General features: G+C 60.9%; 11 protein-coding genes. 5 read left to right on the top strand and 6 right to left on the bottom strand.

Translation table 11 applies throughout. From position 1 onward, the window contains the following. The first annotated feature begins 67 nt into the window (after positions 1–67). A complete protein-coding gene (gene rdfA, locus ACSC1S_RS19450; RefSeq protein WP_435365749.1) occupies positions 68–706 on the top strand; it encodes a rod-determining factor RdfA in 639 nt (212 codons plus the stop codon). Between the two features lie 234 nt (positions 707–940). Here rdfA and ACSC1S_RS19445 read toward each other — a convergent pair whose 3' ends face one another. Both ACSC1S_RS19445 and ACSC1S_RS19440 read right to left on the bottom strand, forming a co-directional pair. Next, positions 941–1,708: an IclR family transcriptional regulator gene (locus tag ACSC1S_RS19445; RefSeq protein ID WP_435365748.1), complete on the bottom strand. Its 768-nt coding sequence runs from the start codon at positions 1,706–1,708 to the stop codon at positions 941–943. Positions 1,709–2,235: 527 nt separating this feature from the next. Then, positions 2,236–3,090: a beta-keto acid cleavage family enzyme gene (locus ACSC1S_RS19440; RefSeq protein ID WP_435365747.1), complete on the bottom strand. Its 855-nt coding sequence runs from the start codon at positions 3,088–3,090 to the stop codon at positions 2,236–2,238. Positions 3,091–3,213: 123 nt separating this feature from the next. Between ACSC1S_RS19440 and ACSC1S_RS19435 the strand changes: the two genes are divergently transcribed. The 4 genes from ACSC1S_RS19435 (at position 3,214) to ACSC1S_RS19420 (ending at position 8,084) form a co-directional block, all read left to right on the top strand. After that, a complete protein-coding gene (locus ACSC1S_RS19435; RefSeq protein WP_435365746.1) occupies positions 3,214–3,990 on the top strand; it encodes an SDR family NAD(P)-dependent oxidoreductase in 777 nt (258 codons plus the stop codon). 330 nt (positions 3,991–4,320) lie between these two features. Further along, positions 4,321–5,475, top strand: coding sequence for a sugar ABC transporter substrate-binding protein (locus ACSC1S_RS19430; protein WP_435365745.1), 1,155 nt, complete (start codon positions 4,321–4,323; stop codon positions 5,473–5,475). A 27-nt stretch (positions 5,476–5,502) separates the two neighbouring features. After that, positions 5,503–7,080: a sugar ABC transporter ATP-binding protein gene (locus tag ACSC1S_RS19425; RefSeq protein ID WP_435365744.1), complete on the top strand. Its 1,578-nt coding sequence runs from the start codon at positions 5,503–5,505 to the stop codon at positions 7,078–7,080. Between the two features lie 2 nt (positions 7,081–7,082). Then, a complete protein-coding gene (locus tag ACSC1S_RS19420; protein WP_435365743.1) occupies positions 7,083–8,084 on the top strand; it encodes an ABC transporter permease in 1,002 nt (333 codons plus the stop codon). A gap of 251 nt (positions 8,085–8,335) precedes the next feature. Here the strand turns inward: ACSC1S_RS19420 and ACSC1S_RS19415 are convergent, their stop codons facing one another. The 4 genes from ACSC1S_RS19415 to ACSC1S_RS19400 all read right to left on the bottom strand — a co-directional run bounded on the left by ACSC1S_RS19415 (position 8,336) and on the right by ACSC1S_RS19400 (position 12,631). Then, the gene (locus tag ACSC1S_RS19415) at positions 8,336–8,830 is read right to left on the bottom strand and encodes a VOC family protein (protein ID WP_435365742.1); all 495 of its coding nucleotides are present in this window, start codon (positions 8,828–8,830) and stop codon (positions 8,336–8,338) included. Positions 8,831–8,895: 65 nt separating this feature from the next. Further along, positions 8,896–9,705, bottom strand: coding sequence for an aldo/keto reductase (locus ACSC1S_RS19410; protein ID WP_435365741.1), 810 nt, complete (start codon positions 9,703–9,705; stop codon positions 8,896–8,898). A 74-nt stretch (positions 9,706–9,779) separates the two neighbouring features. Continuing rightward, positions 9,780–10,853, bottom strand: a complete 1,074-nt coding sequence (locus tag ACSC1S_RS19405; protein ID WP_435365740.1) for a 2,3-butanediol dehydrogenase — start codon at positions 10,851–10,853, stop codon at positions 9,780–9,782. 104 nt (positions 10,854–10,957) lie between these two features. Beyond that, positions 10,958–12,631 carry an aldehyde ferredoxin oxidoreductase family protein gene (locus tag ACSC1S_RS19400; RefSeq protein WP_435365739.1) on the bottom strand — a complete coding sequence of 558 codons (1,674 nt, stop codon included), beginning with the start codon at positions 12,629–12,631 and terminating at the stop codon, positions 10,958–10,960. Between the last annotated feature and the right edge of the window lie 27 nt (positions 12,632–12,658).

The following is a 12,658-nucleotide window of genomic DNA, read 5'->3' as shown; positions in this document are numbered from 1 at the left end:
TTGGGCGAGTTCCGCAACGGGTGGATGAAACGACAATTTATAACCACGCCACCACAAGGTTCCCGGTATGGCCGACGAATCCGAGAGTACGCTGAGTGGTCGAGGGAAGGTTTCTCGCCTCATCGAGAGATACAATCTCGGAGAGGAGACAGGCGCGGACCTCGTCGCTCGATGGACCGGTGACGGCGCTGAACGGATGAGCCTTCGAGACCTCGCAGACTATTTCAACCGGAAACTCCTGCGTGCTGCCCTCCAGGAAAACGGTACCCATCCCCACGAGGACGAGGTAGAATCCTATTACCTCCGGCTGACCAACCCCGATATCTCAGCTGGAGACAGGATAGAGATCGAGACGCAACTCGAATCGTCTGGAATCGACGTCGATGCACTCCTCTCGGATTTCGTCTCGTACCAGTCGATACGGACGTACGTGAAGAGCCGAGGTGCCGAATACGAACAGACCACCGACGAGGCCCAGATAGAGAAGGACGCCGAGAGCATCGAGCGGCTCCGGTCACGCCTCGAATCGGTCGCAGACGAGCGAATCGACCGGTTGGAGAGGACCGGACGGATCTCTGTCGGTGATTACTCGCTCCTTGTCGAGGCGACCGTGCTCTGCTCTGACTGTGGGAACCAGTACGACATCGCCGAGTTCTTCAGAAACGAAGGGTGTGACTGCGAGTCAGCCACCAACGAATCTGCGTGACCGCCGGTAGTGAGGCCGGTCGACTCTGGCTTCGGCCACTGCGATAACAGGCGTACTGTTGTTATGGGTGGCTGTGAGAGTCAGTCGAAGGGGTTCGTCCAGTACCAGCAGTGACGGGTGCGACGGCCCGCAGACCGTCCATCTCCACGAGTAGAGCACGGTTCGAGACCACCCATAACAGAAGCACGGGTGTTATGGTAAGTGGCGAGTTACGCAAAACGTGAGCCGGCTCGGTCAGGAAAGCGATATCTCGAGTTCGAACTCGTTCGCCACACCCAGGAGGATGTTCGGAAGCTCGCTCCGGAACCGTTCTTCGTCGACCCGGTTCGCCGGGCTGGCGACGCTGAACGCACCGACGACACGCCCATCGGGTCCTTTCACAGGAACACCGACCGCCTTCACACCATCCAGTTGCTCCTCCTCGTTGAACGCGATTCCCCTCTCGCGAATCTCGGCCAGTTCGTCCAGAAGGTCTTCGACGTCCGTGATCGTGTTCTCCGTCTCGGCAGGCAGTCCCCACTTGTCTGCGATCACCCTCACCTGGCTCTCGGGAAGCTGGGAGAGCAACGCCTTCCCGGACGCCGTCTGGTGGAGATGAAAGCGCTTGCCGACGGTCGAGTACTTCCAGACCGCGTGTCTCCCGGAGTACGTGTGCAGGTAGACCCCGCGTCCGTTCTCCTCCACGACGAAGACGGCCCGGCATTCCGTCTCGTTCGCGAGCTGCTCCGTGTAGGACTTCGCCGTGCGGTACGCTTCCTTCTGGTTGGCCACGTAGTCGCCGAACGAGAGGAACTTGAGACCGAGATGGTAGACGTCCCCGGACTTGACGACGTACTCCTTCTCTTTGAGCGTCGTGAGATGGGCGTGCATCGTACTGGGGGCGAGCCCCATCTCTTCTGCCAGTTCGGTGACCCTCGCTCCACCGATCTCCCTGAGTGTCTCTAACACTTCGAGGGAGGTCTCCGTCGTCCGCAACGTCCGTCCGCTTTCATTCGTGCCCATACGGTGGCATTCACGAGGAAGTACTTAAAGTTCCGCGTGTGCGAATCCACCACTCCGTCGTCCCGGATTAACAAACACGGTCATGGGTCTTGGTGGTCCAGAACGGCTGGTGGCACGAGGGATAGTATATAATATTCTGACCGAGCGAATTAATTCATAATATAGTTACAAACTCTACTGTGGACAGTGTGTGAGATTATACGCTGAAAAGTAGATTTCCGTTGCAAAATCCCCGGTATTAGTCTTCGTTCGTCTGCCCAACATCGTGACCTATTCGTGTGTCTGGCCAAGAACTCGACAGGACTCGCCTGTCGAACGCACTCGATTACCATGAACAACCACGATAGAAAACCTGAGACATGGGAATCGCAGTTTGTCCCCGCTGTCTCCGCTTCAGCGGGCAACCGAAGTGGACACCAGTTCGTGAGGTGCGAATACCTCTCATGAGTGGTGCTAACGTACAAAAACGGCGTGCTGGGGGTTCGAGGGACGGTGCAGAGGAACCGAAACGACGGCAGTCCGGGCGGTCAGAGGCCGAGCTTCTCTCGCGCTTCGGCAGGGGTCGCGATAGGACGCTCGAGTTCCTCGGCGATTCTGGCGGTCCGGCGGACCAACTGGGCGTTGCTATCGGCCAGCTCTCCCTTGCGGTAGTAGACGTTGTCCTCCATGCCGACCCGGACGTGCCCACCCATGGTTATCGCGGCGGTCGTCATCGGGAGCTGATGTTTGCCGACGGCCAGCGCCTGCCACTCGACCGGTTCCGGGAGGTTGTCGACGAAGTTGATCAGGTTCCGTGGCCCCGGCGGCATCCCGTTCTGCATGCCGAAGATGACCGTCGCCCAGTAGGGGGCGTCGAGGAGACCCTCTTCGATGAGGTGTTCGGCCTCGGGTATCTGGCCCGGGTTGAACAGCTCCAGTTCGGGTTTCACCCCCGCGTCACGCATCCGTTCTGCGTACTCCTCGTTCTGCTCCCGCGTGTTCTCGGCCGTCCTCGTCTGCCCGAAGTTGATGGGGCCGAGGTCGATGGTGGCCAGTTCCGGTCGGGGGTCCGTCTCGAGGACAGGCGCGATGCGTTCCTCGCGCGGGTAGATGCCACCGCCGCCGGTGGTGAAGTTCACGATGATGTCGTCACAGTACTCGTCGATGCAGTCACGCATCTCCTGGAACCGGGCGACGTCCTTGGTATTCTCGCCGTTCTCGTCGCGGGCGTGCAGGTGCACGATGGAGGCACCGGCCTCCTCACACTCGGCCAGGTCCTGTGCGATCTCCTCGGGCTGTTCCGGCAGGTTGGGGTTCGCTTCCTTCCCCTGGTGCCCGCCGGTGGTTGCCACGCTGATGATGAGCTTCTCGTCGAAATAGTCGTTGTAGCCGTCGTACGCCATACGATTGGAACTGTGGGAATGCGAGATTTATAATTTTGGGTGTGTCGGACAAGTAATTTTCATCTAGTTATCGCGTCTAATTATGCGATATATTTATTACTTGTCTCGTGAACCTGTTGATACATGGTATCAGGAAGCACTGCCATCGTTACCGGTGGCGGTCGCGGTATCGGCCGTGCTATCTGTTGTGCACTCGCAGCAGAGGGGGCCGATGTCGTTATCGCCGACATCGACCGTGAGGAGATGGCTGAGACAGCGGCCCTCGTCGAAGAAGAGGGGGTCCGTGGGTATCCGGTGCAGACCGACCTTCGGTCGTTCGAGGACATCGAAGCGACCGTCGAGGAGGTACTCGAAGAATTCGGATCGATCGACATCCTGGTCAACAACGCAGGTATCGCGGGGCCGACGGCCGAGTGTGAAGCCGTCGAACCCGAAGAGTGGGACCAGACTATGGCGGTCAACCTCCGTGGACCCTTCCTCATGTGTCGGCAGGTGCTGCCGTCGATGAAAGAACAGGGGTACGGGAGGATTGTCAACATCTCCTCTGTGACCGGGAAACGACCGTTGACCCAGCGGACACCGTATGCGACAGCCAAGATGGGTCTTATCGGATTCACGCGCACGCTCGCTGCGGAGGTCGGTGAAGACGATATCAACGTGAACGCCGTCTGTCCTGGGTCAGTCGACGGACCGCGTATCGACCGCGTGTTCGAAGCGAAAGCCGAGGCCCAGGGCAGGACGTATGAAGAGGTCAGAGGCGATGCGGAAGCTGAGAGCCCACGTCGTGAACTCGTCCAGAAGGAAGATATCGCACAGACTGTTTCGTACCTCTGCTCGTCAAGTGCGGATCGCATCACAGGACAGGATGTCAACGTCTCGGCCGGGAAAGTGATGTACTGACGGTTTCGGACCATCGTCACCTGAAGAACCCCTCGTCGCAGCTCCATTTTCGTCCGTCTCTCCTGCTTAGCACTGATTTGTAAATTAACATTCATAAGGTTTAAATGGGTATGCCCTAATGTTCGGATTGTTCAATACATGGCAAGAGATAGCACCAATCACTCTCGGCGGTCCTTCATGAAACGGTCCGTTGCTGGTGGCTCGGCAATGGGGCTCGGTGCGATTGCAGGGTGTACCGGGAACTCGGGAAGTTCCAGCAACGGCGGTGGCAATGGCGATGCAGAAAGCGGTAGTGGCGGTACGAGTGGTGGTGGCGGCGGTGGTAAGTCCATGGCGACCATCACGCGACTATCCAACGCCTACTGGGGCTCCTGGGTCAAGGGATACAAGGAGGCTGCTGAGGCCCTCGGGTACGATACCAACGTCCAGCTCAACGAGGGGAAACTGAGTAAACAGATCCAGCAGGTCGACTCGGGTATCGCGAACAACGTCGACCTCATCATGGGACAAGCGTTCACCAACTCCGGCGTCCCGCCGATCGCCGAGGCGGCCGTCGAAGCTGGCGTGCCACTGACGATGCTGTGGACCATCGACAAGTGGTACACCCCGGAAGACGCTGGCGACGAGTTCGTCCAGTTCTTCATGCCCAACGCGATCAACAACGGCTACACCGCTGCAAAGGCGCTCTTCGAGGCGATGGGCGGAAGCGGTAACATCGTCCACATCGAGGGCGTTCGCGGCAACGCTGCCAACACCGGCCGCAACCTCGGCCTGGAGAAGGCGATGAAGGAGTACCCGGACATCAACCTGCTTGCACCCCCGCAGCAGGGGCGGTGGGTCAAGTCCGAGTCGCGGAAGGTGATGTCCGACTTCGTCTCGCAGTTCGGAGACGATATCGATGGCGTGTTCGGGCAGAACGACGCCGTCGGGCTCGGTGCCCTCACGATCGCCGAGGAGAACGACCTCGACGTTGAGGTCGTCGGTATCGACGGTATTCCCGAAGCGCTAGAGCTCGTCGAGGAGGGGCGGTTCACCGCGTCCGTCTCCTCCCTCGGCCCATGGCAAGGTGGCTGGTGTCTGGTCAAGGCACACGACTTCGCGAATGGTTGGCGGCCCAAGCCCGGCGAGCGCATGATGCTGCACGGCAGTCCGCTGCTCGTGAACGAGACGAGTGATTTCGACATGATCGAGACGCTCCCAGTCATCGACGCCGGTGACTTCAACCAGCTCATCTTCGAGGGCGACTCCACTCCCTACGACTGGGAGAAGATGTCCGTCGTCGAAGCGGGCGAGGACAACTGGGACCCCCAGAACTCGCTCGTGCCCATCCGGAAAGAGGACATGGTCGCACCCGGTCTCCTCAACTGGAAGGATGAGAACCGTCCAAGCGGGTACGAAATCCCGTCCGTATACTCCGATTCGGGGGCACTGGACGAGATCGAGCAGATGTACGCGGACCACTACCAGACCAACCCACTCCAGTGAACATCGTCACAGCGCTCCCTGAGAACAATGGCTAACAATACCACACAACATGTTGCACCCGATGACGAGACATCGGCACAACGACAGAGCGAATCCAGCCTCCGTGTCCACGATATCTCGAAATCGTTCCGGCACGTCACCGCACTCGACGGCGTTTCGCTCCACATCGACAAGGGTGAAGTGGTCGGGCTCGTCGGCGAGAACGGGGCTGGTAAGAGCACGCTCCTGAACATCCTCACGGGAGTGTTGCAACCCGACGACGGTGACCTTACTATCGACGGACAACCGGTCACGCTCTCGAATCCCAGCGAAGCCGCCGAGTACGGTGTTTCGCTGGTTCATCAAGAACAGGACGTCATCCCGAACCTCAAGGGATACGAGAACCTGTTCCTGGCCAGGGAGTCGTCTCAGTTCGGTATTCTCAGACGGAGCGAGATGAGAGAACAGGCCCAGGCGTTCGTCGACGACCTGGGCATCGATATCGACGTCGACGAGTACGTCAAGGACTACTCGTTCAACGAGCGCCAGATGCTCGAGATCGCCAAGGCGTTTCATCGCTCGAGCAAATCTGACAACCCCGTCATCCTCCTCGACGAGCCCACGGCCGGGCTGGAAGAGGCGGGCCGGGAACTGCTGTTCGAACGAATCGACGACCTCCGCGACAAGGCGACCTTCGTGTTCGTCTCCCACGAACTCGACGAAGTACTGCAGGTCACGGATCGAGTGTATGTCCTGAAGGACGGTGAGCTCGTCCACGAAGTCCCGTCGGCCAAAGCAACGCAGGACCTGCTCCAGGAGAAGATGGTCGGTCGCGAGAGCTCGTCGGAGTATTACAAGATACCCGACCAGCGGGACGAGTCTTCCCTCGGAGAGCCGACGATGGAAATCGAAGACCTTCGGTCTGACCAGGAAGACATCGGCCCGCTCTCGTTCTCCGTCAGTGAAGGTGAGATATTCGGCATCGTCGGGGTCGAAGGCTCGGGCAAAGAGCGGCTCGGTCGGTTGCTCGCCGGCGACCTCCCCGCCAGCGACGGGACGATACGAATCGAGGGCGAACCCGTCGAGACCGGGTCTGTCGCAGAGATGGTCGAAGCCGGGGTGGGGTACGTGCCGAAAGACCGTAAGACGGAGGGATTGCTGTTGTACCAGTCTGTGGTCAACAACACGTCACTTGCCGCCGTCCGGACGATGAACGGTCGGCTTCCACTCTTGGACCTCGACAGCGAAGTCGAGATGACCGACGAGGCCATCGAGGAGTTGAACATCAAGACACCCGGTCGTGAAGCCCTCGTCCACGGACTGAGTGGTGGCAACCAGCAGAAGGTGGTCCTCGCCCGTTGGCTCGCACAAGAGTCCTCCGTGCTGGTCGTCGACAACGTCACCAGAGGTGTCGACGTCGGCGCGAAAGAGGAGGTGTATCGACTCTGCCGGGAACTGACGGAGAAGGGCGTCTCGATCGTCTTCATCGGCGACGAGCTTCCCGAAGTCATCGGGATGTCGAACCGCATCGCAGTGATGCGGAAAGGACGACTTGACGAGGATATCTTCGATGCGTCGCCCGGAAACAAACCGACCGAAGAAGAACTGATTCAGCGGATGATCTAACAATGAGCGGAAACACGCAAGAGAACACGATTTCGCAGTGGATTGCCGAGCAACGAGACCAACGGACACTCCAGGACTGGATCATCGACGTCGGCCCGTTCGCCATGTTGATGATCCTCGGTGTGGTGTTCTCCCTGCAGTCGGAGAACTTCCTCACGTACGGGAACCTGGTCACCAACGTCGCGAAGAACAGTGCGTTCCTGTTGCTCGTTGCACTGGCTGGGACGTTCCCCATCCTGCAACAGAGTATCGACCTCTCCGTCGCACAGCTCGTGACGCTTACCGGGGTCGTCGCCGCCGTCCTCGTGGGCGACTACGGAGTCTTCGCGTTGGTCATCGCCGTGTTCGTCGGCATGCTCGCTGGCGCCATCAACGGACTCGTGTTCACCAAGCTCAAGGTTCCGTCGTTCCTGGTCACCCTGGGTACCCTCTCGATCATGGGCGGGCTCGCCCTCATCGTGACTGACGGTTCGTCCATCACGTTCCGGAACGACACCGTCCGGAACATCGCCACTGGCGAGTGGATTCCGGGTGTGCCGAACCTCGTGATGTGGGGCCTACTGTTCTACGGCTTCACGGTGTTCCTCGCGTGGCGGACCAAGTTCGGGCGCTACTGTTACGCCCTGGGTGAGAACGAACGCGTCGTCGAACTCGCCGGCGCGAAGGTCGACCGGTACAAGATCTACCCGTTCATCCTCTCGGGGCTGCTCTGTGGGGTTGCTGGCGCGCTGCTCGCCGCCCGCATCTCCTCGGGGTCAGCACAGATGGGTGAAGGGTTCCTGCTGCCGAGTATTGCGGCCATCGTCATGGGCGGGACTGCACTGACCGGCGGTGTGGGCGGCCCCCACCGGACGCTCCTCGGCGTCCTCGTCATCGCCGTGTTGCAGAACGGCATGAACCTCACCGCGGTCGACCCCTTCATCCAGGAGATCGTCCTGGGAGTCGTCGTGGTCGCTGCGGTCGCCCTGTCCATCGACCGCCGCAAGATCGACGTGGTGAAGTGAGCGCGCCGGGCGCTCCGCTCAGTCACAGTTGATCGGCCATCGGGCATCGCTTCTTCCGTCCGTCTCGTTCACCTTCTCGAAACGTTTCTGAGGCTTTTCCTTGTCCTCGTGTCGACTCCAGCTGGTTCTCTAGGACAATCGATGGCGAGGCACGACCGCGGTCACACTGCTCGCAGGGGGGTTGAATCGGCGAGAGAAAGAAGCGTCCCTGTTCATGTTCTGGCCTGAAGACCTGAACGCCACAGCCGGTGTCAAGCGTCGCGGTTGCTGTATATCCGTTCGTGACTGTGCGAGTAGATCTCCAGCAGGTTCCCGTACGGGTCTTTGCAGTACGTCAGCGTGTACTCGTCGTCGTCCTCGAATATCTCCCAGATCTCCGAATAGTGGTCGCCGCCGTGCTCGTCGATGCGTGCGGCCAGTCCCTCGACGTCTGGGTCGATTACACACAGGTGAAACAGCCCTGCTCGGGTCGGGTCCGGCTCCGAGTTGGCGTCCGTCGACGCGAACTCGAACAGTTCGATTCCGATCTGGTTCCCTGTGGCGAGATGTGCAAAGCGCATCGTCTCGAATTCGCCCAGGAGATTCGCGGCCTGTCGCCCGCCGTATCCTTCGTTGGCAGTTATCTCGTCGGGACCTTTGACGTGGCTGAACCCGAGGACGTCACAGTACCAGTCGATCGCTTCGTCGAGGTCCGGAACGGTGAGTCCGACGTGGGCGAGGCCACGCGGGTATGTTGATTCGGACATTCCGTGCCAAGAGATGGCACGCAATATCAAATAGTTTCGGTTTCAGCAACTCCTGTGGACGGCGTTTACTCGGCCCATGGCGTGCTATCGACCTTCTCCTCCTCGGCAGGATTCACTGTTCGAACGACCCGTTCGATACCATCGATACGCGCGAGTTCGTCGTCGGTGAGTTCCAGCGTGAGTGCGTCGTAGTTGTCCGGGATGTGGTCGCCAGATGCCTTCGGGATGGCCGCGACGTTCTCCTTGCTGAACAGCCATGCCAGGCTGACCTGTGCGACGCTGACGCCGTGAGAGGCGGCGATCTCTTGCAGCACTGGCTCGTCGAAGACTGCTCCCTGTGCGAGCGGAGAGTAAGCAACGAGGTACATGTCTGCCTGCTGCACGTACTCGACTAATTCGTCCTGGTGGAGCATCGGATGCATCTCGACCTGCGTCGCCAGTACCGGTGCGTCGAGGATTTCACGCGCCTCGTCGAGCAGCGCTGGCGTGAAGTTGCTCAGTCCCACGCTGCGTATCTTGCCCTCCTCGTAGAGCTCGTCGAACGCGCTGAGCGTCTCCTCGGGGTCGTAGGCGTTCGTCGGCCAGTGGACGTAGAGCACGTCAGTGGCGTCCAGCCCCAGTCGTTCGAGGCTCTCCTCCGTCGTCCGTCGCACGTCCGATGCACCCAGGTTCTCCGGGAGGACCTTCGTCGCAACGGTGACCTCTTCACGGGGAATGGAACTTTGCCTGATGCCGTCTCCCACGACGGCCTCGTTCTCGTACCACTGTGCAGTGTCGATGTGGCGGTAGCCGATCTCGAGTGCGGTTTCGACAGTCGACGGGTCGGTGATGCCGACGGTTCCAAAGCCAAGTCTCGGCAGTTCTCTGGCTGGCATGGTCAAATGTTCACAGACAGCAATGAAAAGCGTATCGTCGGATTCAGTCGTTCGCTGGTCTCGAGTGGCCCACGCTACGGTTCGACGAGGATCTTGACGTGCTCGCTCTCGGGGTCGAGCAGATCTTCGAACCCGTCCTCGACGATATCCTCGAGCGATATTCGGGCGGTGATCATCGGTTCGGGGTCGAACTCACCGGATTCGAGGAAGCTCGTGACCATCTCGAACTCACGGTCGGCGAGTGGCCCGCTGAGGTAGCCGTTCGAGCCGTTTATCGTTCGTTCGACGACGACGAGTTCGTTGGGCGTGAGGCCGACGTCGTCGTCGGAGATGCCGACAGCGGTGATCTGGCCACCACGCTTGGTCGCCTCGATAGCGGCCTTGAACGTCGGTTCGATACCGACCGCTTCGAATGCGACGTCGACGCCTCCATTGGTCGCCTCGTTGATCTCGTCGACCGCGTCCGTTGCGGTCGGGTCGAGTGTCTCTGTCGCCCCGACCGTTTCAGCGATCTCACGGCGCTTCGGTCTCGGCTCAGAGACGAACACGTCCGTCGCACCTGCTGCCCTGGCCGCCTGGACGATGGAGATGCCGATGGGGCCTGCACCGAAGACAGCGACGCTATCCCCGGCCTGCATCCCGGACCGTCGCGTCGCGTGGACGCCAACGCTGAACGGTTCCACGAGGGCCCCGTATTCGACCGGAACACTGTCGGGGAGCTGGACGACGTTCCCTGCGGGGACGACCGCGAACTCGGCGAACCCGCCACTCGCTGCGGAGAGGCCGATGTTCGCGACTGACTCGCAGAGGTTGTGACGGCCTTCGGCACAGTACCGACACTCCCCACAGACCATCGCGGGGTTGGCTGTGACTTCGTCGCCGACTTCGACGTCCTCGACGTCTGGACCCACCGCCGTGACGGTGCCACTGAACTCGTGGCCGAGTGGGACGGGGAGGGCGACGCCAGTGAGTGGGTGTGGGGTATCCTCGTTGGGGGTCAGGTCAGGGCCACCCTCGTACTCGTGGAGGTCGGTCCCACAGATACCACAGGCCGCGATCTCGATTCGTACGTCTGCTGGGCCGAGGTCTGGCTCCTCGACTGATTCGACACGCAGGTCTTCCGGGCCGTAATAATTTGCAACCCTCATGTCCCAGAGTAACATGGACCACCCACAAAAGGATTCGCTTGTGGCAAGTATCCCGGTCCTGGTCGTGGCGAGCTAACCGGGGACGACCAGTGGGAACGAAGCGTTCAGTCCGACTGGACCGTTGCGACGTGGTCGTCGGGAACGGTGCCGTCGTCGTTCCAGTCACGCACGCCGTAGTACTCGTCGAGTGCCGTCTCGAAGTCGGGCAGGTCGTACGGCAGGCGGTCGTCCGCCCGGTCGAAGCCACGCTGGTTGTTGAAGTGTCGTTCGAGTTCCACCACGCGCGAGCCGATAGCGAGCATCTCGTCGTAGTCCGCGTCGAACAGCCCCTCGTAGCGTTCCTCGGTCATGGTGCCACGCGAGAATCGACAGATGATGCCACAGTCCTCGAAGGCGCGGGCGTTCTCCTGTCTGACCACGAATGGAGCCTTTCCATCGAGGCCGCCCTGGGGGAGCGCTTCCTCCTTCTCCACGAGCGGGTACTCCCACGAGTACAGCGTGGTATACATGTGGTCCGCGCCGCGATTCGCCGTGGCATAGCTGAGCCCCTGGCCGTGGAGTGTGCGGCCATCGTGGGCGGCGAACTCCAGTCCCTTCACCGTCCAGTTCTCGACCCCGAGTTCCTCGTGGAAGCGGTCGATGCCCTCTGCGAGCGTGTCGCCGACGTCCTCGCGGTAGGCGATCTTCTCGACGAGGTCGAAGATGAGGTCGGTGTTCCCGAACTCGTCCTCGCTCGCGAGGTACGCCGAGACCACGTCGCCACAGGAGATGGTGTCCATCCCGAACTCGTCGCAGAGGTCGTTCGACTTCATCACGTCCACGATGTCGTCGACACCCGCATTCGACCCGAACGACATGACGGTCTCGAACTCGGGCCCTTCGGTCTCGACGCCGCGTTCTTCGTCCTTCGTCGGGAGCTTGCAGGCGAACGCGCAGGCCGAGCACGTCCCGCGTTTGTACTTCTTCTCCTCGACGCTGTCGCCGTTGATGCCCTCGACGCCCTCGAACGAGAGCTCCGAGAAGTACCGCGTCGGGAGCGCGTCGACCTCGTTGGCGAGGTCCGTGACGTTGGTCGTCCCCTGTCGTTTCATCAGGCTGTCCGAGGTCGCGGCGTCCCGATGGACGTCCATCTGGACAGGGGGAATCTCGATCTCGTGGCGCGAGTCACCCTCGAACGTGATGGCCTTCACGTTCTTGGAGCCGAGGACGGCACCAAGGCCACCGCGGCCGAACGCCCGGCTCTCGGTCGTCATGATAGACGCAAACCGGACCGCGTTCTCCCCAGCGGGACCGATGCACGCGGTGTGCTCGGGTTCCAGACCGTGCTCGTCCTCGATGTACGCGACCGTCTCGGGCACGGTCGCCAGTTCGAGGTCCGGGACCGGTTCGAACTCGACGCCCTCGTCGGTGACGTGGACGATGCTGAGTTCGTCGCACGCCCCGGTGAACTCGACGGCGGCGTAGCCGGTGTCTGCGAAGTGGCGCGACATGAATCCGCCCGCGTTCGAGGAGAGCAGGCCACCGGTCTGTGGTGAGACGGCGGTGCAGTTCATCCGGCCGGTGAAGCTCATGTTCGACGTCTGCATCGGGCCGGTGCTCAGGTAGAGTCTGTTCTCCGGGCCGAGCGGGTCGGCGTCGAACGGCACGCGCTCGTGGGCGAGTTTCGTCGCGACACCGCGGCCGCCGACGAACGTCTCCACGACGTCGTCGATGTTCTCGGTAGTGGTCGTGTGGTCCCCACAGTCTATCGACAGGAGGGGCCCCTCAGTGTGAAGCATACACAGAGACAGTCTCGCACGGTCTAC

It is taken from the genome of Haloarchaeobius pelagicus, assembly GCF_051207375.1.
GTDB lineage: Archaea > Halobacteriota > Halobacteria > Halobacteriales > Natrialbaceae > Haloarchaeobius.
The sequence above is the reverse complement of the archived record's forward strand: the minus strand, read 5'-3'. Positions and strand labels throughout refer to the sequence as shown.